Origin of the sequence: Psychrobacter sp. SZ93C1, from assembly GCF_015864635.1 — a bacterium.
GTDB classification, from domain to species: Bacteria; Pseudomonadota; Gammaproteobacteria; order Pseudomonadales; family Moraxellaceae; genus Psychrobacter; species Psychrobacter fozii.
In genome coordinates this window covers 126,067-150,658 of record NZ_JADYWY010000007.1, presented here as the reverse complement: position 1 = coordinate 150,658, position 24,592 = coordinate 126,067, and the positions used below count along the sequence as shown (strand labels likewise).

General features: G+C 41.2%; 22 protein-coding genes. 4 read left to right on the top strand and 18 right to left on the bottom strand.

Going from position 1 to position 24,592, the window contains the following annotated elements; translation table 11 throughout:
- Window positions 1-41 precede the first annotated feature (41 nt).
- Window positions 42-698, bottom strand: coding sequence for an oxygen-insensitive NAD(P)H nitroreductase (gene nfsB / locus I6E83_RS10350; protein WP_197101711.1), 657 nt, complete (start codon window positions 696-698; stop codon window positions 42-44).
- 417 nt (window positions 699-1,115) lie between these two features.
- On the opposite strand from nfsB, the gene I6E83_RS10345 reads away from it, so the two are divergent.
- Window positions 1,116-1,769: a DsbA family protein gene (locus I6E83_RS10345; RefSeq protein ID WP_197101709.1), complete on the top strand. Its 654-nt coding sequence runs from the start codon at window positions 1,116-1,118 to the stop codon at window positions 1,767-1,769.
- 209 nt (window positions 1,770-1,978) lie between these two features.
- Here I6E83_RS10345 and I6E83_RS10340 read toward each other — a convergent pair whose 3' ends face one another.
- Window positions 1,979-3,103: an S-(hydroxymethyl)glutathione dehydrogenase/class III alcohol dehydrogenase gene (locus I6E83_RS10340; RefSeq protein ID WP_197101708.1), complete on the bottom strand. Its 1,125-nt coding sequence runs from the start codon at window positions 3,101-3,103 to the stop codon at window positions 1,979-1,981.
- 198 nt (window positions 3,104-3,301) lie between these two features.
- On the opposite strand from I6E83_RS10340, the gene I6E83_RS10335 reads away from it, so the two are divergent.
- Together I6E83_RS10335 and I6E83_RS10330 are read left to right on the top strand one after the other, a co-directional pair.
- Window positions 3,302-4,192: a LysR family transcriptional regulator gene (locus I6E83_RS10335; RefSeq protein WP_197101706.1), complete on the top strand. Its 891-nt coding sequence runs from the start codon at window positions 3,302-3,304 to the stop codon at window positions 4,190-4,192.
- 132 nt (window positions 4,193-4,324) lie between these two features.
- A complete protein-coding gene (locus I6E83_RS10330) occupies window positions 4,325-4,843 on the top strand; it encodes a DUF302 domain-containing protein (protein WP_197101704.1) in 519 nt (172 codons plus the stop codon).
- 83 nt (window positions 4,844-4,926) lie between these two features.
- Here the strand turns inward: I6E83_RS10330 and I6E83_RS10325 are convergent, their stop codons facing one another.
- From I6E83_RS10325 to epmB, 9 genes are all read right to left on the bottom strand, one after another.
- Window positions 4,927-5,217, bottom strand: coding sequence for a DUF4031 domain-containing protein (locus tag I6E83_RS10325; RefSeq protein ID WP_197101701.1), 291 nt, complete (start codon window positions 5,215-5,217; stop codon window positions 4,927-4,929).
- A 46-nt stretch (window positions 5,218-5,263) separates the two neighbouring features.
- The gene (locus tag I6E83_RS10320) at window positions 5,264-5,683 is read right to left on the bottom strand and encodes a PACE efflux transporter (RefSeq protein WP_197101699.1); all 420 of its coding nucleotides are present in this window, start codon (window positions 5,681-5,683) and stop codon (window positions 5,264-5,266) included.
- A gap of 81 nt (window positions 5,684-5,764) precedes the next feature.
- Window positions 5,765-8,053 (bottom strand): transglutaminaseTgpA domain-containing protein, encoded by a 2,289-nt coding sequence (locus I6E83_RS10315; RefSeq protein ID WP_197101697.1) that lies wholly within the window; start codon window positions 8,051-8,053, stop codon window positions 5,765-5,767.
- Window positions 8,050-9,063, bottom strand: coding sequence for a hypothetical protein (locus tag I6E83_RS10310; RefSeq protein ID WP_197101695.1), 1,014 nt, complete (start codon window positions 9,061-9,063; stop codon window positions 8,050-8,052). Before I6E83_RS10310 ends, I6E83_RS10315 begins: the two co-directional genes overlap by 4 nt.
- A 223-nt stretch (window positions 9,064-9,286) precedes the next feature.
- Window positions 9,287-10,246: an AAA family ATPase gene (locus I6E83_RS10305; RefSeq protein WP_227680908.1), complete on the bottom strand. Its 960-nt coding sequence runs from the start codon at window positions 10,244-10,246 to the stop codon at window positions 9,287-9,289.
- Window positions 10,247-10,408: 162 nt separating this feature from the next.
- Complete coding sequence (locus tag I6E83_RS10300) at window positions 10,409-10,900, bottom strand: c-type cytochrome (RefSeq protein WP_227680907.1); 492 nt, start codon at window positions 10,898-10,900, stop codon at window positions 10,409-10,411.
- 159 nt (window positions 10,901-11,059) lie between these two features.
- Complete coding sequence (locus I6E83_RS10295) at window positions 11,060-13,147, bottom strand: EAL domain-containing protein (RefSeq protein ID WP_197101693.1); 2,088 nt, start codon at window positions 13,145-13,147, stop codon at window positions 11,060-11,062.
- Window positions 13,148-13,501: 354 nt separating this feature from the next.
- Entirely contained in the window at window positions 13,502-15,259 is a 1,758-nt protein-coding gene (locus tag I6E83_RS10290; protein WP_197101691.1) for a hypothetical protein, read from the bottom strand.
- 216 nt (window positions 15,260-15,475) lie between these two features.
- Window positions 15,476-16,483, bottom strand: coding sequence for an EF-P beta-lysylation protein EpmB (gene epmB, locus I6E83_RS10285; RefSeq protein ID WP_197101689.1), 1,008 nt, complete (start codon window positions 16,481-16,483; stop codon window positions 15,476-15,478).
- Between the two features lie 169 nt (window positions 16,484-16,652).
- Here epmB and efp point away from each other — a divergent pair, with 169 nt between their 5' ends.
- Window positions 16,653-17,225, top strand: coding sequence for an elongation factor P (gene efp / locus I6E83_RS10280; protein WP_110923222.1), 573 nt, complete (start codon window positions 16,653-16,655; stop codon window positions 17,223-17,225).
- A gap of 146 nt (window positions 17,226-17,371) precedes the next feature.
- On the opposite strand, the gene I6E83_RS10275 is transcribed toward efp, so the two are convergent.
- From I6E83_RS10275 to I6E83_RS10245, 7 genes are all read right to left on the bottom strand, one after another.
- The gene (locus I6E83_RS10275; RefSeq protein ID WP_227680906.1) at window positions 17,372-19,192 is read right to left on the bottom strand and encodes a GAF domain-containing hybrid sensor histidine kinase/response regulator; all 1,821 of its coding nucleotides are present in this window, start codon (window positions 19,190-19,192) and stop codon (window positions 17,372-17,374) included.
- Between the two features lie 21 nt (window positions 19,193-19,213).
- Window positions 19,214-20,092 carry a ThiF family adenylyltransferase gene (locus I6E83_RS10270; protein ID WP_197101684.1) on the bottom strand — a complete coding sequence of 293 codons (879 nt, stop codon included), beginning with the start codon at window positions 20,090-20,092 and terminating at the stop codon, window positions 19,214-19,216.
- Window positions 20,093-20,209: 117 nt separating this feature from the next.
- On the bottom strand, window positions 20,210-21,145 hold the full coding sequence (locus I6E83_RS10265) for a TatD family hydrolase (RefSeq protein WP_197101682.1): 936 nt from the start codon (window positions 21,143-21,145) through the stop codon (window positions 20,210-20,212).
- Window positions 21,146-22,032: 887 nt separating this feature from the next.
- Window positions 22,033-22,356 (bottom strand): H-NS family nucleoid-associated regulatory protein, encoded by a 324-nt coding sequence (locus I6E83_RS10260; RefSeq protein WP_197101680.1) that lies wholly within the window; start codon window positions 22,354-22,356, stop codon window positions 22,033-22,035.
- Between the two features lie 445 nt (window positions 22,357-22,801).
- Complete coding sequence (locus I6E83_RS10255; protein ID WP_110923227.1) at window positions 22,802-23,239, bottom strand: BLUF domain-containing protein; 438 nt, start codon at window positions 23,237-23,239, stop codon at window positions 22,802-22,804.
- A gap of 53 nt (window positions 23,240-23,292) precedes the next feature.
- On the bottom strand, window positions 23,293-23,811 hold the full coding sequence (locus I6E83_RS10250; RefSeq protein WP_320158391.1) for a BLUF domain-containing protein: 519 nt from the start codon (window positions 23,809-23,811) through the stop codon (window positions 23,293-23,295).
- A gap of 107 nt (window positions 23,812-23,918) precedes the next feature.
- Window positions 23,919-24,563: a hypothetical protein gene (locus I6E83_RS10245; protein ID WP_197101678.1), complete on the bottom strand. Its 645-nt coding sequence runs from the start codon at window positions 24,561-24,563 to the stop codon at window positions 23,919-23,921.
- Between the last annotated feature and the right edge of the window lie 29 nt (window positions 24,564-24,592).

The window sequence follows — 24,592 nt, the reverse complement described above, 5'->3', positions numbered from 1 at the left end:
TTTCATGAGGCTATCATGATAACTGAAGCTTTTGTGATAGCTCAAGCTTTTGTAATAATGCTCTCTTCATCAAAGCGTGATTTTGGCAACTCAGCGTTAAAGTCATCTTCACTACGATAACCAAGCGATACGACCGCAACAGCCGTATAGCCCTTGCTACGTAAATCAAACTCTTCATCAAGTGCTTTCAAATCCGCTCCTTCCATAGGAACGGCATCAATACCTAAAGTCGCAGCTCCGAGTAGCAAAGCACCCATGTTGAGATATAGCTGCTCTATCAACCAGTGTGGCTCGTCTTTTTGCTCATAACGGCGAATATCCAAAAACATCTTACGCACTTGGTGCATCTGCTCTTTAAATTTTGGTTCCGCAAAACGGCCATCAGCGTCTTCTTTGTCTAGTATTTCATTCAAAAACTCGTCATCAGCATAGACATGACTACAAAATACGATGACATGTGAAGCGTCTTTTACTTTTGCCGTATTAAATTCATACATGCCCTCAGTGCCTGTTGCGATTCGAGCTTTACCAGCCTCATCATCAGCAATCACAAAATGCCAAGGTTGGATATTAGTGCTCGAAGGACTGAGACGCAAGATATCTTTTAGGCTTTGAAAATCTTCTGCTGAGATTTTTTTGTTGGTATCAAATGCTTTTGTGCTGTAACGCCAGTTCATCGCTTCAGTAATATTTTTCATTTGTGCATCCTGTATAGAATATTAAGTTTTTGTTATTTTCTAAATACTTGGTGTTAGCATGGGTTATAAATCACAACTACCCATGTCGGCAAAGCTACTGTAGAGAAAATCCCATTTCATGGCCATGACAGATTGGTTAAATATTCATACGTTTTGTTATCAGAGGTTGATTTTTGACCGCCTTATCGCAAAAAAGCAGCTATGAATAATAGCAATCCAGTGAGCAAACGAGTCACTCAGAGCGCATTGTATTCACCTGATTGTGCTTTAAATGTTCATTAACGCTTGATGTTTAAAGCATGATTATTACTGAGGCTTCTTGGTCGATAACTATCTCTGAGCAGACACATTTAGATGAGATATATGAGCAATTAGAATCCTTAAATAAAATACAAATAACAATCCCTGCGAGGAAATATGAGCCCATCAGAAAAACCACTCCGAATAGACATCGTCTCAGACGTCGTCTGCCCTTGGTGCGTCGTTGGCTATCGTCAATTGGCAGCAGCACTTGAGCAAACCAACACGGCTCACACTATCCATTGGCACCCGTTTGAGCTAAACCCAAACATGCCAAGCGAGGGTCAAAACCTACGTGAGCACATCATCGAAAAGTATGGCTCGACCAAGCAAGAGTCAGATGCTAGTCAAATCAGAATGGCTGAAGCTGGCTCTGAGGTTGGCTTTGAGTTTAACTTCAATGATGACACGCGCATGCACAACACCTTTGATTTGCATCAGCTGCTACATTTCGCTGATCAGCAAGGCCGTATGCATGAATTAAAACAAGCGTTGTTTGCCGCGCATTTTACCAATAACAGAGATATTTCAGATATCAACGTGCTTGCTGATATTGCAGCAGAGACTGGACTTGATCGTAGTGAAGCGCTAGCAATATTAGAGGGTCAGCTCTTTGCTAAGGAAGTACGAGCAGAAGAACAGCATTGGCAACAGCAAGGCATTCAAAGTGTACCGGCGATTATCTTCAATGAGCGTCATCTTGTTAGCGGTGCTCAAGGGGTCGAAAACTACGTCAGTATATTAGAGCAATTGGCCAGCATGACTGAGTGAATGGGTCTGTAACCATACATATAAAATACTGTAGAAAAAATAGCGCTTAAGAAATGTGTCTACTGAGTTGTTATTGATTTTCTCTAAGACGATTTTATAAGCTTTAAAAAAGGCCGCTTCGAAATCGAAGCGGCCTTTTTATTTTTAAAACCGTATTTTCAGAGCAATATCTAACGTTACTGTCAGATATTGCTCTTGCACAATATTTTTTAGAAATGGATGACCGTACGAATACTCTCACCTTTATGCATCAAGTCAAACGCTTCGTTGATGTCTTCTAGTGGCATAGTATGGGTAATGAAGTCTTGTAGTGGGATTTCACCCGCCAGATAACGCTCAACGTAGCCTGGTAATTCTGAACGACCTTTGACACCGCCAAATGCTGATCCACGCCAGACTCGACCAGTCACTAACTGGAATGGACGAGTAGAGATTTCTTGTCCGGCACCAGCGACACCAATGATGACCGACTCGCCCCAACCTTTGTGACAGCACTCTAGTGCTGAGCGCATGACATCGACATTACCGATGCATTCAAACGAGTAATCAACCCCGCCGTCAGTCAGTTCAACAATCACTTCTTGAATTGGCTTGTCATAGTCTTTTGGATTAATGCAGTCAGTGGCACCCAACTTTTTTGCTAGCTCAAACTTGCTTTCATTGATATCAATCGCGATGATACGGCTGGCTTTTGCCATCGCAGCACCGATGACCGCTGACAGTCCGATACCGCCCATACCAAAGATAGCAACAGTAGCGCCCTCTTCGACTTTTGCCGTATTCATGACTGCACCCATACCGGTAGTCACGCCGCAACCAAGCAAACAAACTTCTTCTAATGGAGCTTCTTTATTGACTTTCGCTAAAGATATTTCTGGTAAAACCGTGTACTCAGAGAAAGTTGAGCAGCCCATATAATGATAGATAGGCTCGCCATCTTTATAAAAGCGCGTGGTGCCATCTGGCATTAAGCCTTTACCTTGGGTTTCACGTACCGCTGAGCATAGATTAGTTTTACCTGATGTACACATTTTACAAACGCCACACTCTGCGGTGTATAAGGGAATGACATGGTCGCCAACTTGGACACTGGTCACGCCTTCGCCGATTTGCTCAACGATACCACCACCTTCATGACCCAAAATTGCTGGGAAGACACCTTCTGGGTCTTCACCAGATAAGGTAAACGCATCGGTATGACAAACACCACTGGCGACGATTTTGACCAATACTTCGCCTTTACGTGGCAGCATGACATCCACTTCTTCGATAGATAGTGGCTGGTTTGGCCCCCACGCGATGGCGGCTTTTGATTTAATAAATTTATCTGACATAAGAATTTCTCTTTTTAATTCGTTATTATTTACAGCCTATAAAAAGCAGGCCAATATTTTTGGGATACTCATTCGAAAATGATTACAATCAGCTAGATTACAACCAACTATTTGAGTAGATGCTTACCATTATAGTTATTTCTAGGGTGATAACAATATGCTATATTTGCAAATATCTTTTACATATTGGTAATAATCATGCGCTGGGATGGTGTTAGCGAGTTCGTTTACGTCGCAGAATACGAGAGTTTTACGCGCGCCGCCAAAGAACTAGGTATCTCAACGGCACAAGTAAGCCGGCAAATAAGCGCGTTAGAAAAACGCCTTAATATTAAACTCCTCTATCGTACAACACGCAAAGTATCATTAACAGAAGAAGGTCGCGTGTTCTATCAGCATTGCCGTAGTGTGCTCGATGGCTTGGATGCTGCTGAGCAGGCTGTCAGTAATTTGCAATCAAAACCGCAAGGCAGGATCAAACTGACTGCCCCTGTCACTTATGGCGAACAACAATTGCTGCCGTTGATCAATGACTTTATGATGCAATATAGCGATATCGAAGTGACGGCTTTTTTGAGTAATCAAAAGATCGATTTGATTGAGGGTGGTTACGACTTAGCGATTCGTATCGGCAAATTAAGCGACTCCACGATGATGGCAAAAAAACTCAGCCATCGCACCAACTTTGTCTGCGCGGCACCCTCTTATCTTGATACATATGGCACACCGCACGCTCTGAGCGAGCTGAGTCAACATAACTGCTTACTTGGCACTCGTGACTACTGGCACTTTATAGATACTGACCCACGTGCTAGTAAGGACGCAGGTAAAGAAAGGAATTTGCGCGTCTCTGGGAGCATTCAATATAATAGTGGTCATAGCCTAGTTGATGCTGCCCTAAAAGGTTTGGGCATCGTCCAGCTACCAGATTATTATGTGCAAAAATACCTAGCATCTAAGGAACTGATAAGCTTGTTGGATAAATATAGAGAGCCTGAAGAAAGCATTTGGGCCATTTATCCGCACAACCGCCAGTTATCACCAAAAATCAGGCTGTTAGTGGACTATCTAGCAGAGCACTTGGCTTAGTAATTGATTAAAGCAGGTTGCAATGCAACTCTTTACTAAGCAGCGTTTATTACGCACAATATTATGACGCATAATAAATAGGTGATGCTACAAACTATTACGGATAACCGACCACCATAAAAAGGATTACTTATGATTAAAATTGTCTCTATCGCCGCTTTGGCTTTGACCATGGCCTCTTGCGCCAGTGTCGAAAATATTTTACATTCACCCAGCGACACGCCCTCGGTGAAAATAACGATGACTGCCACCAATGCCGAAAAAGGCTTGATAACCATGCAAAGTCATCACTCTGTCCAAGAGACTGCTGATAAACTGGCAGCCATTATCGAAAGTAAAGGCATGAAAGTATTTGCGCGCGTCGATCATCAAAAAAATGCACAAGGTGTCGATTTAACCTTAAGACCAACACAAGTTATTATGTTTGGTAACCCGAAAGCGGGTACGTCATTGATGAATTGCGAGCAAAGCGTCGCTATCGATTTGCCACAAAAAATTCTCATCAGTGAAGATGCAGATAAAAAAGTATGGCTATCGTATAACGATCCTCAATACTTAAAAACCCGTCATAATATTAAAGGTTGTGACACCGTTATAGATAACATCTCAAAAGCCCTAAGTGGCGTCAGTACAGCAGCAGTGGCAAAGTAAAAGTCAAAAAATCTAAGCAAAAAAAGGTGAGTTAGCGAAAGCATAACCCACCTTTTTATTTTTTCATGCATTAAGGCATGTCCTCAATTCAAACTATCGTACTCTGCTATTTGTGCATGTAATTCTACTTTTAACTTTTTAGCACACTCGATAATTTTTCTGCGATCAGCAGGGATCGCGCCATACTCAATCGCGGTTTCTCGCATTTGTACAGTGACGTCATAATGCGGATAACTAGCATTACGATGGAACAAACGCTCATCTAATTCAATGAACGCCGCAAACTCATGCAGCTCTTGCAACGTATCAGCCAGCAGGTGGCACCACTTATAACCTTTAAATTCTATCTGCATAAAATCTACATATATTGCCATATAATTGGCTCCTTAATACGTTCTACATATCTGGATAAAACTACCGTTAGCTGGCTTCAGCGATAGGAAATACCCTGTCATAAATCCAGTTATACACAAAAGCATATACCAAATAGAATGTCGCCATGGCAATATCCATTTTAAATGCTTCCCAAAGGCTGATATCCAAATACCAAGCAATCGCTGGCAAGAACAGCACTAACAGACCACCTTCAAATAGCGCGGCATGTAGCACTCGTATGGGAACGGTCTTTTTTACTTCACCACGTAGTTTAAGCATGGCATTATCAAATAAGACATTATAAAAATAATTCCACACGGTCGCGACAATAGAGCCAGCGATCGCTATCACACCCATTGAGTGCAGCTCAAAACCGAACACCCAACTTGCCAGTGGTGCGAAAATAAGTAGGCCAATGATTTCAAACGCTAAGGCGTGGCGAATACGATCTTTAGTGCTACGCATTATTTGTTCCAAACCTATCTATCATTTATCCGCTCACTATTGCTAATAACTGCTACTGGCTAGGGTGTGTCACCAATGGACTTACAACAATTCGTGTAAGTTTTTCCTTAACTGCTTAAGCACTTTCTGGTACTCACTATCACTGATTTCAACAGTGCTTAAGCGTCCATAGCGTAGATGACGATAGTCTTGTTTGATTTGGGTGATTTTATCTTGAATAACTTTGGGGTGATCACTGTCTGTCAATTGGCTGGTATTGCTCGCATCAGTGTCATTTGAGGCACTAGAATCAATAGCCATCGCTAAGCGCTCAAGCCACGCCAACTGACCCTCATCATCAGTACGAGCCAGTGACTTATCTTGCTTACCTATACGCTTCGACAACTGGGCAAGTGGTAAATCTACTGGGTGCCAGCGTTTACGGCGACGTTGCCAAATGATAAACACCAAAATAACCATGACCGTAATGGCACTCGCGGCTAGCCAAATAATTTGTTGCGTGATGGAGCTGATGTTGAACCATTTGAATAGTGAGTCTGCTTGTTTGTCTTGGTCGTAGCCAACGACATCTTTTTGCCAATAGTAGCTCGCTTGGTCTGAGAGACGACGTAAAGTTTGTAGCATTTGATATTGTTGATAGTCAATCTGTGCACCAGCGCCATCACCAAACATCGCAGCGCCTTGTGACTGCGTCATCGCATCCATCCCCTGCTCGACGCGCTCGGGTGCTACAAAAGCAGTCGGATCGACACGTACCCAACCTTGACCCTCAAGCCAAACCTCAGTCCACGCATGTGCATCCATTTGCCGGACTTCCCAAACATTACCACCACGGCTCGGCTCACCACCTTGATAGCCTGCGACGACTCTGGCAGGGATACCTGCCGCCCGCATCATAAAAGTAAAACTTGAAGAGTAATGCTCACAGAACCCCGCCTTGGTCTCAAACAAAAACTCGTCAATACGATTGTTATTCAAGCGCGGCGGCGATAACGTATAGCGAAAATCTGTTTGATTAATCCAGTGCTCGATAGCTGCTATATAGCGCGTAGGGTCTGAGCCTGACTGCGAAAAAAGCTGCTGAGCCAATGCTCTTGCTTTCGGATTCCCATCATTTGGTAGTGCAAGATTCATCCGCCGCGACTCATCCGTAAGGATAGGATCGATACTCATCGGTGAAAACTGCAATACGTCATAGCGCAGCTGCTGAGTGACAGGCTCGTCTTTTAATAACGTGAAATCTGAAGTAATGCTGACATCTTGTTGCTGAGCAAAAGGATAATCGAGACCAAATAGCCAGTTTTGCTGAGTAGGCTCTAAGATTATTTGATAGTTATTTGGTGCAACTTGTGCCTCTTCGGGAATGGTAGCAAACGCATTGTCAATCCAAGCAGGACGTTGCTCTGAAGGTTGCCACTGTCGTTGTTGAGGGTTACGACGCCACGTGACGCCATCAAAATCGCTAAATACCAATCCGCGCCAATAAAGCTGCTGCTGTGGTGGACGGTTATTTTCAAACTCTACCCGAAATGCCAACTCCGTTGATTGTCCTAAGTTAGCAAAGTCACCAGGTGACATGCTGTCGGAGACGCCCGTGGTCGCTTGCTGACCTGATAGCTGTACCGACCATAGCGGTGGTAGCCTAGGGAAAAATAGAAATAGCACCACCAATAATGGCAGCGCACCAATGCCTAATACACCTAAAGTGCGCAGGCGACCATCACCCCGATCATTGCCATCATCGTTTAGCGCAATAAATGTCAGTAATACAATAACTGCCCCAATCACCACCTCTAAAGTAGTGATCAGCCCTTGATCCATCAAAAACAGTGCTGCCAGCACAAATAGCGATAAATTCAATACCACATAGGCGTCACGACGCTTGTACAATTCCCAGAGCTTACTGATGAGACATAGCACTAAAAATGCCACGCCCATATCTAGCCCAAATGCCGTATTGTAGGTTAACCACAATCCCAAAAGACCCAATAAGAAGCCAAGCATTTGCATGCCTTGATAGACACGTTTTAGATGAGCTACTTTTTGGAATCGAGCTTTCACACGGGGCAGCTGGGCGATAATACTCACCACAGCAAAGCCTATGAGCCATAATGGTAAATGGGCAGCATGCGGCAAAATAACAATAACTTGCGCAATTATTATCCAATAATACGCTGGTAGTGCAAGTAGCTTGCGATACCATTTGGTGTTACTGCCTGACTTAGTGCCACTACCTAATGCAACATGAGTAGTGATGTTTTGACCCAAAGCCAACTGCTCGAAGCTTGCAGATTTGATAGAGTCTGCTGTAAAGGTACTGTTAGATGCTTCTACATCTTTACTCGAAGGCAAGCGTTTAGAATTAATCATGGTGCTTTTGCCAACCTTAGCAAGCAATCTTGCGCAAATTCATCACCTTCACCCATCGTTGTAGCAAAGGGTGCATCATTGGGTAAGCACATAGTAAATGGCACGCCTAGCTGACCTAATGTCATCGCACCATACGCCAATTGTGATAGCTTTTGTTCATGTTGTGCGGCAGGCATATCGGCATAGTCTAGCGTCTGCTCATGACCAAGAGGGTCAGCGAAGTGCTTGGTAAGCATTCCTTGACCGCGAGCTACATGCCCCCAAGAGACACGTGCCAGCGACTCACCTTCTATGTAGTTATCGAGCCGTTCAAAGTCATCTTGGCCTTGGCGATATTGCCCACCTATTGGCAAATCCTCTGAGCTTGCAATGGCATACTGCGTTTCCCAATCGAATGCTTCAGGCTTTGGATATACCCAAGCGGTACGGGCAAAATAGACATAAGACCATGCTTTCATAATACCCAAAGGATAAACTGTTTTTATTCTGAGACGTGGTAATTCAAACTGCCCGCGAGCATTGGCCTGGACAGGTAACCGAATGATTTGTTCACTTTGCAACCTTGTGACCAAGACAGAGCTTGGAATGTCCACGCTACTCTTGACCTTATTATCCACATCCTCAAAGCCAAATAATAGCTGCCGTCTGGGTTGCCGGCTCTCACTACGTAGTTGCAAGGTAACCCAGACAGGAGCACCTGCCTCTGCCATGGTGACTTCTAATAAATGCACTTTCAACCCTGAGATATGGGCAAAGGTCACATGAAAACTGATAAGCCAAATACTGATGAGATAAAAACATAACCCCAACACCAGATTATTGCCATAATTGATACCAGCGATAAAGGTGATGATTAATAACACCGCAAACAGCATCCCTTCGCGACTAAAAAAGATATATACGTTGCGCAAATTCAGCGTAGCACTGTCACTTTTGGGTGCACGCGAGGCAAACCAACGGCTTAGTTTTGACTTGATTGGTACGGTTAAGGCTTTTGGCAAAAGACTCATGACTACCCTATCCTTACCATAGAATTGATAATATCGTCAGTAGTAGACGACAATTTTGACAACAGATGCCTTTCGAGTATTTACTCAGAAAGAACACAATTTCTGTTAAGTGATAAGCTTTCAATAGCCATTGATTGATTGATTCATTGATAAATAACTCAACTACTAAAGCCTACGATCAATTAACTAACTTTTACTTAGACGGCTTTCACTCAAAAGGCATTTAGATAACGACTGGCACTTCTGCCAAAATACGTTGTGCGATAGTCTTCGTCATTAGTCCACCCGTCACATGCGCCGGTACAAAGCGTTGACCAAGACGATGATCAGTGACTGCTGCAAACACGGCTTGGACATTTTCAGGGGTCATCTCCATGTGCCCTGATACATAGGCATGAGCCTGTGCTGCACGTTGTAGTGACAACACTCCACGCGGTGATAACCCATGATATTCTTGGCTTGCTCGTGTTTTTGCGACCAGTCTTTGTAGGTAATCCAAGACCACATCTGCGACATAAACCTGCTTGACCCCTTGCTGTGCTAACAACACAGCCTCGGTATCAAATATCGCATCTAAACCCTTCAATAACTCACGGCGATCCTGACCTTTTAGCAGCTCACGCTCAGCAGCTGGTGATGGATAACCCAACGATAGACATAATAAAAATCGATCGAGCTGCGATTCAGGAAGCGGATATACACCAGCTTGCTGCAATGGATTTTGGGTTGCAATCACAAAAAATGGCTGAGGCAAACGATAGGTCTGACCGTCTTGGGTTACCTGTCGCTCTTCCATGGCTTCGAGTAGCGCACTTTGTGTTTTAGGACTGGAACGATTAATCTCATCAGCGAGCAAAAGCTGAGTAAAAATAGGACCGGGACGAAATTCAAATTTCAGCTTACTTTGGTCATAAATGCTCATACCTAAAATATCTGCAGGTAGCATATCGTTGGTGAACTGGACTCGACTAAAACTCAACCCCAATAACTGTGCTAGCCCTTGAGCCAAGGTGGTCTTACCCATACCGGGTAAATCTTGCAATAGTAAATGTCCACCTGCCAGTATGCCGCTAAGTGCCAACTTCACCACTTGAGGTTTGTCTAATACAATCTGATTCAGCTGTATCATTAACTGCGTAATTTTTTGCTGATTAGCGGCGTAGTCGGTGGTTACAATTATCATAGTGAATCATCGGCTTATTTTTTATGGAAATAATGGGTCATATTGAACATTCAGTCATAGAATTGAGATAGACATTATTTGGTCAGTATAAGGTAAAAATCATGTCGTTAGATAAGTCTCAATTTATAGACTCGAATACAGGCTTTCATTATAAATGAGAAGCTACTTTTCTTCGCTTTCAACGACTGGTACTGCCTCACGGAGAGTTGATAGATAGGCAATCACATCAGCACGCTCTTTGGCATCTGGCATCGGATTTGATAGCATCTTTGAGTCTGTCATGACTTTTTGCGCGTCAGCAATATAAGGATCGAGCGTCTCAGCATCCCATACCCATTCTGACTGCTTTAACCCTTTACTATAGGTGTAATCTTTTAGCTGAGCAGCGTGAGCACCATAGATATTCATCAGCTGTGGACCTTTTTTATTGAGTCCAGCATTGAGCTGATGACATTGCCCACAGGCATCTTGATAAATAATAGCACCATTATCTGCATCACCGTCAGTATATAGCGGCAATGTCACAGAAGCACGGTGATCAGGTGGCGTACGATCGCAAGCACTGAGTAATAAAATAGCGGCAAGCAGACTGCTCATTTGATATTTACGAGTGATAGGCATTTTGGCAATCTTTGAGTAGAGGATGTCAGCCATGTGTGAATGACATATATATTGAGACCATGTTAAGAAACACAGAACTCAATCAATCGTCACGTATACATGGCTGCTTATAGAAATACAGCATTATTTATCGGATCTAAACTGATAAATAATACTTGAATGACGGATATGAAGAAAAATATTATGTAGTGTCTAGGTCGCAACTTTCATTATTTTTCTAGGCTCTTCCAAATAATAGCCTTGCAGGTAGCGTGCACCTACGCTCCAAGCGACAGACATGGTCGCGGCATCTTCAATATAAGGCATCAGCACATCAACGTTGACTTCGTTAGTACGTATGATGAGTGATTTGACCGTTTCCAAATTCTCTGCCGAATCAATATCTTCTACGTAGCTACGCGGTAGACGTACCATATCTGGCTGCACAAAACTGGCAATTTCTATGGATTTGGCAGAAGAGCCAAAGTTATTAATACCCATCTGACAACCGGCTTGACTAAGCGCTGCAAACTGAGTTTTCGCGACCGTCAAATGATCTGCAATGTCTTTTTCATTAAATTGTAAGGTAAGCACGCCTGCTGCACCGCCCACGGCTTTTATCAGCTGGCTAGCCACGCTAGACAGTTTTTTATCTATTAATGAAGCACTCGTCAATTGCACTAGCAGCTTAGCTTCAGGATGTGTTTTACGTACATCGTTTACTTTTCTACAGGCATTAATCAATACCCAGCGATCCATCTTTTCGAGCAGCTTATGTTTTTTGGCGACCGCCATAAACTGGTCAGGTGTCAGCACTGTGTTCTCAGCATCTGACAATGGCAGGCGTAAATATACTTCAAAGAAGTCGCTGCGATCGTTATTAATATCATATATTGGCTGGAATGTTAGCTCAAAACGATTATTGGTAATAGCCTCGATTAATGATTCAGCCAGCGCATGATCATCACTATTAGCATGTTCACTTGGATCGTATAAATGATAAGTGGCCCCGTTATTGGCTGTTTCCATCATAATCTGGTTGATAGCGTCCATCGCACGCTCAAGCAATACGCTTGGCTCTGCTGTATTTTTTTCGATTTTGACAATACCGATACTAACCGTGGTACTGGTCGTGCGTTTATCCACTTCAATGAGCATACCATTAATACGCGAGCCGATTTGCTCAGCCAGCGTTTTAAGCTCTGCTGTTGTTTTGTCTTCTACAATGATGGTAAAAGCCGTATCACTAAAACGGCTTACATGCCCATCTACTACTAGCTCATCTAGCGCATAAGCGACCTGCTTGACAGTTGCATCTAGTCCTTGCAAGCCTAAACTGCTTCGAATCTTACCAATATTATCGAGTTGGACATATAATAATCCTGCCGTCAGCTCTCCTTGGCGAGCTTGCTGATATATTACTGCCATTTTCTCTTCAAAGCCGCGTCGATTGTTAATACCTGTCAAGCTGTCTTTACATTCAGCCGCTGCCAAACGTTTGGCCACCTCAGCGCTGTTACTGTTGTTTTGTTGGATGATGACCTGAGTAACTGGCTCACCCTCTAGGGTCGCAGCTGCCAGTTGTAGTTTTGCTTCAAAAGTACTCCCATCCGTCCGTAGACTTTCAAACTTAAACTCTACTTCTTGACGGTTTCCTTTCGCGAATTGACGTAAGAATTGCTTGAAGCCCTTAACGTTATCACCGCCTGCAATCAAATCAATAATAGGCACACCGATGGCATCATTCATCGATGCAAACCCAAAAAGCTGAAGATAAGGGTCATTGGCGAAGATATGAATGCCTTGGTCTATGTAAGCCACTGCACTTTTAGAGTTTTTGATTAATACATTGGCACGCTGCTCTGCTTCAGAGAGTACATGACGCAATGTTTTTAGCTCGCGGCGACTACGCAGATTATCATGTTGTAAACAGATAGACATCACAACGGCCATTTCTTCGTCTACTTTAAGCGCCTTGACCATTGTACCGCTAATAATATTGGGCAGCCCCTCATTATTATGGGCGGTCGCTACCATCTCCTCATTTGATAAGCAGATCATAGGTAGGTCAATGTTTTGTTCTTGGACGATACCTACTACATCCGTAAAATTCATATCGTAAGCATTACCAAATACCAAGACATCCCATGGCTGCCGCAGCAATTTTAATAATTCTTCTTTATCATCTAAAAACCCTAAATTCACACTGTCATAATAACAGCCTAATAAGTGCACAAGACGTTCAGCATAGAGCTGATCATCATCGATGACTAATAGATTTAAGATAGATTGAGTACGCATAATAAGCCTTTTAAACTTTGTGATCTTATTTTTATATGTTGCTGTCAATACCCTACATCTGTTCCGGAGATCAACCTAGCACAGAATGCACTATGGGGAATAGGCTTAGCTATCTTTATGATACTGGCATGCTTTTAGGATTAAGATGATATACTTTTTAGCCAAAGATATTTTATAAGAAATAGCAATAATATCGAACATTATAGACAATAATTTTAATGATTGCTGACTAACTTATCATTATCTAACGTGCTGATCTACTTTAATTATTGAAGCCGAAATCAAGTAAACAAAGTCTATTCAATTCTGTATTTACATTACTACTTTTCTATTTTTGACAATCCTTTCAAAAGGCTACAACTGCACCACTTCATACTGACTAAATTCATCAGTAATCAGTAGCCGCTTTCCCAAACGTAACAAAGTTTGTTTGGTGTTGATACGCATGATGACCCTGTCATCTGTCTGGAAGTAAGACGTTGGTACTATCAGAGTTCCCGTGGTTTGCAGATGCTCTTCCCGACCAAGGATGAATGCTGGTACAAAATGTTGACTGCGTGTTGCTGTGCCTTCTAAACGCAGACCACAAGCCACTAATTGATGTCCCAATATTTGCCAATCAACCTCTGGATTTTCAATATCAAGGCTCAGCCAGCGCACGACACCAAGTGACCAATCGGGCGGTGTGATGGTGTCAGCACGACAGACTAACAGAAGACTCATAACATGTAATGGCGGTGGTGCTGTCATAGCGACATCATCGTCAGTAGTCACTGCATATATACTCTCTTTACCATGGTTTTCTTCTAAATTTTCTTCATCTATCTTGGTTACTTTATCTAATAATTTCAGTGTGCGAAATAGTGATAAATCATCATTACGGTCGAATATTTCATTGGCTAGTATATCGCTATCATTTTGTTTTTTACTAACGGTATCGTAACGAGGTTGATACTCATCTGGCAATTCATTTTTAGCAATCAAGCTTGCAAAACTTTGTGAATGACCCACGCAGTAATGGATTTTATTAAAACCAGTCACCAAAACAGCCTCTTTTTCTGTATAGCGTTTCGGTGCTACCGATAGTGGCAACTTTAGATAACGATAACGAATCGTCGCTGCTATGTTTTGGAGTAAGTAACTCTCTAACCCTGCATTGCCGTCCCTAACTAATGCTTGGCTACGCGAGTTAAAATACTCGAGCATTGGATCCAACTCTATAAATAAGCAGTGATAGCGATCTTCGTATGGATTGATTATAGAATTGGCAGTGAGATAAGAAGGCGGCTTATTACTTTGTAAATCTACGTATATCCGAGTATCAGTTTGTGGTTCTATCGTCGCAATAATATGCTCAGCCCATACTGGCAACAAACGTTGTACTAGCAAGATATTAGGACGACGCATCGCACGTACGTTTAATAAGCTGTGTAAACAAATTTGACAGTACAAGCGATGTATATTATCCGCACGTTGGACATCAATCACTTTACTTAAATCAATCTCAGTGGCATGATACTGATAGGCAAGATAGTAAAGCTGATTGATTTTGGCCCATAAATAAGGAGAGGGTTTTTGATAGCAAAGCGCTTCTGCAAACAGGAGTCTTTGATACATCATCAACGTCTGATAGATAACGATAGCAAGTGTCAGTGATGAAGACTTGTCACCATTGAAATAACGTTGCCAACCATTACTTGCCGTGTATTTATGCTGGCTGTTTAATAGCGATATTTTATGCCGTATAACTCTGTCATAGACCATAATGATGAGATAATACAGTGACTTTATCTGATTCACATAACCCAATTGAACGCTATTAAACCCTTTTGGCTCATAAATACAATGCTGCCGCAATGCAGCAATTAATTTGTCTGAGGCACCTATCACAGTAGCCATTAACTTAAGACGTTGCTGCTCATCTATATTAGCCACGCGCAGTACCGTCAGTATTTTTTCTAGTTGCTCAACCTGCTGTACCTGCGTTTGCGAAGGCAAATTTGCCAATAGTTTGAGCAAGTAACTCTCTTGACCATTTGCCGCTCGAATCGATAATGGCGGTAGTGGCTCTGTAGACGATAAATACTCTTGAAACGTCGATAAAGTTATCATCATTTTTCCTAGTAACTCTGAGTAACTTAGTAAAAGGCAACTATCTAGCCATACCACTTATAATAATAAAATAATGAAAAGTAACCACTACTCTCAAAAATTGACAGGATAAGATCTTAGCAGTCATAAAGACATCCAATACCTATTTGTCAGCATGCAAACCTTCAAATAAAACACTCTTTGTTTACTATTTTTTAATACCCTATAGTGCCTACATTAATTTACATTGTAAATGTTAATTGGCACCTTAAAAGGTTTGTTCGGTAGCTCTCTTACCAATTTTGGTACAAGATAGCCTGGTAATGCGGCCAGTAATGACCAGTAAAGCTCGATTGACGACCGCTCGTCTTTATCAAAATGTGCGGCGCCTGCGACCTTGTCTAATACATGCAAGTAATAAGGTAACACGCCACATGAGAACAAACGTTGACTTAATTGCGTTTGAGTCTCAACACTATCATTAATACCTTTTAATAAAACCGCTTGGTTTAGTAAAGTCACGCCAGCGGACCTCGCACGTTGCAAATATTCTGATGTTAAGGTATCTATCTCATTGGCATGATTGCAGTGAATCACCATGACAATATGACATCGACTTTGAGACAATCTGGTCAATAACGCATCATCTAGACGCGCTGGAATGACCAGTGGTAAGCGAGTATGCAGTCGAATAGTAGTCAGCTGTGGCAGCGACTCTAGCGTATCCAACCATGCAAACAAACGCCTATTCGTCACATTCAATGGATCACCACCGCTCAAAATCACCTCATTGACCTCAGGATGCTCAGTAATATAGCTAATGATATTTTCTTTGGCATCGGCCGTTGGCATATTGGCGCTGTAGTCGAAGTGCTGACGAAAGCAATAACGGCAATGAATAGCACAAGCGCCTGTAATGGTCAGCAATACTCTGGACTGATACTTATGAAGCATACCTTTTACTGGGTTTTGTGTATTCTCGTGTAAAGGGTCTGCTACATAGCCTGTCACCTTGATTTGCTCTTGTTGATCTGGCAAGACTTGTTTTAATAAAGGATCGTTACTATCCCCAACGGTCATTTTTGCCACAAAACCCCGTGGTACCCGCAGCTCAAAATGCTTAGGCATATAGACACTGGTACGTAGGGATTCGAGCTGCAAAATACTTAATAGCTCATCAATAGAAGTAATGGCTTCGGATAATTGCGTTTGCCAGTTTTTTTGTGTGATTAAATGGTTTATCATGACAGCCTATTACCTGTACCCAAAAGCCGATATTATACGCTCTTAGAGTGTGCCCTATCAAAGTATACCAACTGCCCGTTCTACACTAGGCTTAATAGCAGGTTTTGTACAGTAAGCCCCAAACCCTTATTATTTATATCATCATATTTACCATCCCTAGGAGTCTCTTGTGGCAAATTTTTCTACTAATGAATTTAAAGCTGGTCTAAAAGTCATGCTGGATGGCAACCCTTGTTCTATTCTTGAGAATGAGTTTGTCAAACCAGGTAAAGGTCAAGCTTTTAACCGCGTCAAACTACGCAATCTTCGTAGCGGTAAAGTGTTAGAACAGACATTTAAATCAGGTGACAGCTTAGAAGCTGCTGATGTGATGGATACTGAAATGAACTATCTGTATAACGATGGCGAGTTTTGGCATTTTATGGATCCAGAAAGTTTTGAGCAGATCCAAGCTGATAAAACAGCGATGGGCGACTCAATACAGTGGCTAAAAGAAAACAGCAATGCATCATGCACCATCACTTTATTCAACGGTGCACCTCTATCAGTAACACCGCCTAACTTCGTTGAGCTGCAGATCACTGAAACGGATCCTGGTGTGCGTGGTGATACATCAGGTGGTGGTGGTAAACCAGCTAAGCTAGAGACAGGCGCTGTCGTACGTGTACCTCTATTTGTACAGCAAGGTGAAGTCGTACGTGTCGATACTCGTACTGGTGACTATCAAACTCGCGTTAACTAATAACACGTAAAAATAATAGGCAATCTATATTATTTTGAGTATGTCATAAAAAAGCTGAATCTCTCATTAAGGGATTCAGCTTTTTTGTACTTATAACAATGAGAGAAATAATAATATAGCAATCTCAACAACTATTTCTCATACAGCTACTCTGCTGATTGTTTTTGTATCAACCAATACTGTACCAATGCATTCAACTGCTCTTGTTTAAATGGCTTAGTGCAATAGTCTTGCATACCAACTTTTAGATATTTTTCGCGTTCGCCATCCATCGCATTGGCCGTCAAAGCAATAATAGGTGGTAATGATTGTGAATCATACATTTCATGCAATTTGATGGTCGCCTGCACCCCATCTAAAATAGGCATATGATGGTCCATCAAGATAACATCATAACGCTCAGGTGACAGCGCAAATGCTTCAATGGCTTGCTGCCCATCAGAGACATGCGTCACAGTGTGACCGCTATTGGTTAGCGCTTTTTTCGCGATAATCGCATTGACGGTGTCATCTTCAACCAACAGTATATGACCAGCACGCTCTTGCGTCGGCTTGATCATAGTAAAGTCATTCGTCTCTTGCCATCTTTGATAGTCTTTTTTATCAATAGTAGGTAAAGGTAATAAAACACTAAACGTGGTGCCAACACCTACTTCGCTACTGACATTAATATGGCCACCCATCAAATCAACCAAAGATTTACAAACGGAGAGCCCGAGGCCCGTACCGCCATAGAGACGATGTGTGAATTGATTTGCTTGATCATACGCATTAAATATTGCGTCCAACGACTCTTCTTTAATGCCAACACCCGTATCTGTGACTTCGATACATACTGTCATCCCTCCAGGAGAGCTATTGTCTGTACTCGTCTTCGTCTGGTGAACAGCAACTTTATCTAACGTGCTATTGGGAGTTGTTTGAGAATGGTGTTCCTCTGTACCATGAACTTTAATATTATCGCACTGGCAATCGTGTACATGCTTAACATCTATACTAACTTGACCACCTTCACGGGTGAACTTGATCGCATTATTAACAATGTTCGCAATTATTTGTTTGAGACGTACTGGATCTCCTTCGACATAAGGCGATAAGGACTCGGTATAATTGTAGTTTAAAACCAATTTTCGCTGATGTGCTTTGACAGAGAAGAGGCTCACCACTTCATTGCATAATTCAGATAAATTGACCGGAATATGATCAATCGTCATTTTCCCAGATTCAACTTTCGACAAATCTAAAATACCATTGATAATCGCCATCAAATGCTCGTTGGAAACTTTGATATTGTCGACACAATCTTGCTGTTCTTTGCTAAGTTTGGTATCACCTAGCATCTCTACCATACCAATAATACCGTTCATCGGCGTGCGAATCTCATGGCTCATATTGGCCAGAAAACTCGACTTCATCTCATTAGCATGTTTAGCATCACGCTGCTTATCTTGTAGCTGCAAAGCATCGGCTGCCATCATCGCAAATTGAGCCAACACCTGTGCTTGTTCCTCATCAAAATCATGCTTAGGCTCTGTATCCATCAAACATAAAGAGCCCAAACGATAACTTTTATTGTCTTCAATGAGGATAATTGGTGCACCAGCATAAAACTTTAAACAAGGGGGTTCTGTCACCAATGGATTTTCGCTAAATCGGCTGTCAGCTGTCAAGTCGGGGACTACGAATACCTCATCCGAGAGCACCGTGTAATTACAAATAGCGACATCACGCGTTGTTTGACAGACACCGTCAAGCCCGTAAGAAGATTTCAGATACTGTGTCTCTTCATCCATAAAGCTGATAGTAATCATGGATACATCAAAAAACCGTTTTGCGAGATTAACCAAGCGCTCAAATGCAGGCTCGTTATTATCATTTAATACTTTGTATTTTCTGAGCTTATGGATACGTTCTACTTCATCCGCTGCTACTGGATAGCTGTGTTTCGGTGCATTAGATATAGACAAAATAGACTCCATTAAATAAGATCAGACGCTCTGTTTGATACTCGTCTGTTTTATTAATAATTGCAAAGCTTCACTCACCATAATCATCGCGACGACTGATGTAACGACAACTGCCGAGCCATAACCACCACAGTGCAACCCGCCTGTTTGACAGCTTTTATCTACCCGTGGTGGCTCTGTCGAATAAACACATTTAATACCGAACTTTTCTTTTAAAGCGCTATTGATGCCTTTTTCATGGCGCAGTTTATTGCGTAATTTGGCAAGTAGCGGGTCTTGATAGCTGTCCTTTAGGTCACTCACCTTAATTTGGCTAGGGTCTATCTTGCCACCTGCACCGCCTGCACAGACCAGTTTTAGTTTATTAAAACGACAATGTAGCGCAATGGCCAGCTTAGCACTCATGTCATCTACACAATCCAAAATAACGATAGGTTTGCCTTGCTCTGCAGCCGCTTTTGCTTCTTCACGACTGGGTAATAGAGCAGCTACATTTTCTACTGTCAAAAAATCATCAATTAAATTGAGCGTAACTTTTGGATTAATCTCATGAACACGAGTTGCCATTGCCACAATTTTACTTTGACCGAAAGTACTATCTAATGCAGGTAGTTGCCGATTGACATTGGAAGCAACCAACACATCCAGATCAATCAAGGTAATAGTACCCACTGCCGTCCGAGCCAGAGCTTCGGCTACCCAAGAGCCAACACCCCCTACGCCTATAACATAGACATGGGCAGCCGCGAAAGTGTCAACTGCTGAGGTACCATAGAGTGTTCGTGTACCTTGAAAACGACGCTCATATTGATCATCCTCTACAGTCGCTTCTTCTACTATAGAGTGTTCAGTGGTGACAAACTCTGCCTCTGTTGGCTCAAATTGTTGTGTTTCATTCATAACGGATTAAATGCTCTTTTAAATTATTTTATCTATAGGTGCTTCAGTTATTTACTACTGAATTATTTACTATTGTACAAGTTAGCAGTAAATAATAATGGCCTACAATAGGTATAACTATACTAAAGGATAAGCCCATGTCTTATGTAAAGCGCTGCAACTGTTGTGCCATAATTGTTCAGCAAGTCTGTCTGGCGACACATTGAGCAACTCACTTAAGCTTGATAATACCCATGGCAAGTTAGCCGGTACGTTACGATCATGTGACTGCTTATCAGCACAACTATTGTCTGACATCTGACACTGAATAGGCGTCATGTCTGGACAATCTGTCTCTATAACCAAACATTCTATACCGTAAGTCTCCACAGCAGCATGAATGGCACGCCGCAGTTTTTTGGCATTTGGGTTGGTAATCTGACCAGTAACACCTAACTTAAATCCTAACCTCACAAATGCCTTTGCCTCTTGTTCACCACCGCTGAAACTATGTGCGATACCACCTAATTGGTGTGCATCATAATCGTGTGCCTTTAGTATTGCCAGTGCTTCTGCATGTGCTTTTCGGATATGTAGCATCACTGGCAACTTATGAAGCACTGCTATGTCCAATTGCGCCTTAAAAAACTGTTTTTGTTTGTCAAATACCTCAGGCTCTCTCATAGATTCCGTGAAAGTATCCAATCCAATCTCACCGATTGCTATTGGCCGCTGCTCAGCAATCATATGCACCATATTTTTTAGATGATCTTCACTGTGCTCTTTAATATAAAAAGGATGTAAGCCTATCGCAGTATGAGTCTCAATCTGTGACAAATTTGCGCTATCGACATCTTTGGCAGTCAACGGTACCAGCTTGTTCAATAGCTGTTCAGTATTATACATCCTCTCAAAATACTGATATGAATACCCCACCAACACGAGATGACGTACACCGCGCTTATAAGCTTGCTGTACTAGCAATTCCCTATCGCTATCAAATACTGGGGCATCAAAGTGAGTATGGGTATCGATGAGAGGATAAGTCTTGGGTAATGTCTGTTTAGATATCATATAGTCAATCCTCTATAAATTGGATACGGTGTCAGTCTCGCTTAGTCTACTAATTGTAGTACTTTCACTCGCCTTCCTTGTATCCAAATTATATTGAACCGATTATAAATGGAACTGTAAGGATCATTAATATACTCCAAAATCAACGTTTCTTAATTGAGCGTTATATCGTTCGGCATTTTATAGATATCATTAATAATTAGAATAACTTATATTAAAAGTATTTAATTTGATCTTTATTTCATTACTTTGCCGTTATTAACATTCTGAACACTGTTAATATTACTATCAGATTTTGCATTATTTTTGTTTGAGAGGTCCATATCAGACTTTCGACTACTACGCCGAGGTAGAAGCAACAAAGCTGTCGCAATAATTCCCAAAGAAATCCATTTTTTTACTTTTATACTTTCTGTCACTTTATCTACCCTATACCTTTATATCATTATCCATCTATTTTATCAGCAATTGTTCATAATGAATATTTATCAACACGTAGCTGCTTTATTATACTTGGATAAGATAAGTCCTATGTTTATCTATGTTATGAATACGCAATCTAATGTATAGCTCTACTCTCTGAGAACACCGCTGCTACTGTTGGTATTAATTGGGCTAACAAACCATCAACGCCTTAATAGTACTAAAGATATGGCGTGCGGAAGACATAAAAAAGCCAGTAGCTCCTTACCAAATAATGGCAAGAAAGATACTGGCTTTCATCTAATGTAGTCGATTCAATTTAAAAGTACTACTAGGTAACCGAGTGTAGATGTATGTTAAATACTTCAAGTGGGGTTAACGCAGTAATATTTTCATAATGGAATAACTATAATCAGCGATATCGCTATCAAACTTAATAAGAAAACTTATTAGTTAATACAACATTAAATAGCAAAATCTTCGATATCACGACCTGCTGCTAATGCTTCAACCAACCACGTAGGCTTGCGACCACGACCAGTCCAAGTTTCTTCGTTGTTGTCAGTATTGCGGTATTTAATACTGCGTTTCTTCTCTAGGGTTTCACCCGCTTTCAAAATTTCTTCGATAGAAGCATGGCTTTCTTCTGCAATTTCCTCGAACTTTACATAAGCATCATACAGACGCTGATGTTGTTTTTTAGCAATAAGCTGCTGAGCATTTTCAGTAATTGCTCGTAGCTCGTCGACGTTTAGATTCTCTAAATCAATTGCGTTATTTTTGCTCATAGTAAATCCAACTGTAAAATAAAAGGTACAACCTTAATAGAGATAATATTCGCTATTAAGAACCGAGATGACTTATTCATTATCCGATAAAGTCATGAATGTCATAAATAGATATTCTTTGTAATAAAAATATGGTTAGCCAATATATCTATGGGCGGAGACAATATAAACAAAAAGTAATGCTATCACAATAGCAGGCTGTCATATCTTATATATCAAAAGTCAACGAATAGTAAAATTTGGTAAATGAATAAGTTTTAAGAATTCAAATGCTCTTTTATAAATCAATATTTGTTTATATATTTCATTGAATAACTGCTTATAAAGTGCCCTTCAAAGCTAATTGGTCGCATACTTAATAAACATAAATCCATATATTGATATAGATCTTGAGTTTTGAAAATTATTTTTAAATTTGTAATATTCAAACAAAAACTTTACTCAGTTAGTCGCGTTGGTCACTAAGCTCATTCATCAATTCACGGGCTGATTCAGCGCTTAATAAGTACGGATTAAAATCAACAGTGGTAGAGTATTTTAAATAAATAGCAGCGTTTTTTTCAGTCGGTGTGGCGTAATTCATAGACCATTTGGACCATGTTCTATACTTTAATTCACGTGTTTCAATAATTTGTAAATCATAATGGCGTTGATCAGCGATTAAGCTATACAATAGACGATTAATTTGCGCTCTTGGACCTTCTACTGTCTGCAAAAAATAATCTTTATTAAATGTCAGCATGCCAGTGATACCGTTGGCGGCATTATTCACCTGTGCTTGCTTCAATATTTCATTGAAATCTTTAGCTGACACGCCTGGATTGGCACGGCTCGCATATGTCATGCTCATTAAAATGGGCGCATCTTCCATTATTGATGTCATATCGTATCTCTTATAATAAATTTATAGGGTCTGATAGCTTCTCTAAACATCAATCAACTCAAAGAAAACCAAGGTTTCTTCTTTTTAGAAGCATCAATTTCTTCTTGCTCTTGAAGTTCTGATAACGTATCAATCAGCATCATAATTTGATTGGTATTCATCAAATACGGATTAAACTGATTGCCTGTCGAAAACTTGAGTGCCAGCCCCTTGTTTTCATCACTTGGGATTAAATATTTCATTGACCACTTGCTCCAATGACGCTGCTCAACTTCACGGCACTCGATGACTTGTAGTGCATAATGTCGATCGTCTTCGACCAACTTTCTAAGCAACTCATTGATAACAGGTCTCGCCCCTTCAATACTTTGCAAAAAGTAATTGTGGTTAAACACCAAAGCACCCGTAATACCATTGCGCTCATTATTTTGCTGCGCTTGAGTAAGAATACGTGTCACTTCACCAGTAGGATTGTCGTTGTTATAACGGCTAATATAAGTTAAACGTAAAATAACATGCTCACCATGACGCATTTTTAGACGATCTAATTCCGATAGCTCAGCTGATTCCACAAGAAACTCCAATTAGTTTGCTAGATTTTTCAACAATGACAGCACCGTTATTTTTCATAACTAAATATTTGTCATATCCGTTTTTTACTACATAAATACCGTCAACATTAACGTTGAATTCTTTTGATAAAATCATTCATACCACGTGATAAATTACCACTATCCGTATTCTGTATTTCTTTTGCTAAGATCAATAATTGCGTACTACTACCACATTGCTCTAAACTTAATAAATAACCCCAGGCTTCTACAGGTGGTGCATTCTTTTCAATATAGGTGGCTAAATCAGATTTTATCGTTTCATAGTTAGCACTAGATGGCTTAGTTTTGAACATACTACTGATTGATTTTTTTTCTGACTCTTTTACGTTAGTGGTGCTTTTATTATTGAACGTATTATTGAACTCTATTTCAGACTTCTCATCAAAGACAGGTACTGCTGGTTGAGACTGCGTAATGACAGGTACGGCTGTCGTCGTCTGAGCAGGCGTGGGCACTTCTGTCTCAGCACTGCCAGCCACTGCTATCTCAATACACTCAAGGCTCAAAAGCAGCTCAAATAGCGGTGTAATACCACCAAACTCAGCAAACATCTTGCTACTATCGAGTGTATTAAGATAGCTCTGATACGTGCGTCTGCCATCAATCATAATGAGTAATGTTCTGGCTTCTCGCGGCAATACACCTAGACTCTGAGATTTAATCTCTTCTCTACCTAAATCACTTTTTCGAAACACATCACCATAATTCATTATGTATACTCAATACTAGCAGTGAGGTG

What these genes read in the sequence shown, in the direction of transcription:
- I6E83_RS10345 (WP_197101709.1), top strand. Translation starts at nt 1,116, where the DNA reads ATGAGCCCATCAGAAAAACCACTCCGAATAGACATCGTCTCAGACGTC.
- nfsB (WP_197101711.1), bottom strand. Translation starts at nt 698, where the DNA reads ATGAAAAATATTACTGAAGCGATGAACTGGCGTTACAGCACAAAAGCA.
- I6E83_RS10330 (WP_197101704.1), top strand. Translation starts at nt 4,325, where the DNA reads ATGATTAAAATTGTCTCTATCGCCGCTTTGGCTTTGACCATGGCCTCT.
- I6E83_RS10310 (WP_197101695.1), bottom strand. Translation starts at nt 9,063, where the DNA reads ATGAGTCTTTTGCCAAAAGCCTTAACCGTACCAATCAAGTCAAAACTA.
- I6E83_RS10335 (WP_197101706.1), top strand. Translation starts at nt 3,302, where the DNA reads ATGCGCTGGGATGGTGTTAGCGAGTTCGTTTACGTCGCAGAATACGAG.
- I6E83_RS10260 (WP_197101680.1), bottom strand. Translation starts at nt 22,356, where the DNA reads ATGAGCAAAAATAACGCAATTGATTTAGAGAATCTAAACGTCGACGAG.
- I6E83_RS10270 (WP_197101684.1), bottom strand. Translation starts at nt 20,092, where the DNA reads ATGAATGAAACACAACAATTTGAGCCAACAGAGGCAGAGTTTGTCACC.
- I6E83_RS10245 (WP_197101678.1), bottom strand. Translation starts at nt 24,563, where the DNA reads ATGAATTATGGTGATGTGTTTCGAAAAAGTGATTTAGGTAGAGAAGAG.
- I6E83_RS10320 (WP_197101699.1), bottom strand. Translation starts at nt 5,683, where the DNA reads ATGCGTAGCACTAAAGATCGTATTCGCCACGCCTTAGCGTTTGAAATC.
- I6E83_RS10290 (WP_197101691.1), bottom strand. Translation starts at nt 15,259, where the DNA reads ATGATAACTTTATCGACGTTTCAAGAGTATTTATCGTCTACAGAGCCA.
- epmB (WP_197101689.1), bottom strand. Translation starts at nt 16,483, where the DNA reads ATGATAAACCATTTAATCACACAAAAAAACTGGCAAACGCAATTATCC.
- I6E83_RS10305 (WP_227680908.1), bottom strand. Translation starts at nt 10,246, where the DNA reads ATGATAATTGTAACCACCGACTACGCCGCTAATCAGCAAAAAATTACG.
- I6E83_RS10265 (WP_197101682.1), bottom strand. Translation starts at nt 21,145, where the DNA reads ATGATATCTAAACAGACATTACCCAAGACTTATCCTCTCATCGATACC.
- I6E83_RS10325 (WP_197101701.1), bottom strand. Translation starts at nt 5,217, where the DNA reads ATGGCAATATATGTAGATTTTATGCAGATAGAATTTAAAGGTTATAAG.
- I6E83_RS10255 (WP_110923227.1), bottom strand. Translation starts at nt 23,239, where the DNA reads ATGACATCAATAATGGAAGATGCGCCCATTTTAATGAGCATGACATAT.
- I6E83_RS10295 (WP_197101693.1), bottom strand. Translation starts at nt 13,147, where the DNA reads ATGCGTACTCAATCTATCTTAAATCTATTAGTCATCGATGATGATCAG.
- I6E83_RS10300 (WP_227680907.1), bottom strand. Translation starts at nt 10,900, where the DNA reads ATGGCTGACATCCTCTACTCAAAGATTGCCAAAATGCCTATCACTCGT.
- I6E83_RS10340 (WP_197101708.1), bottom strand. Translation starts at nt 3,103, where the DNA reads ATGTCAGATAAATTTATTAAATCAAAAGCCGCCATCGCGTGGGGGCCA.
- I6E83_RS10315 (WP_197101697.1), bottom strand. Translation starts at nt 8,053, where the DNA reads ATGATTAATTCTAAACGCTTGCCTTCGAGTAAAGATGTAGAAGCATCT.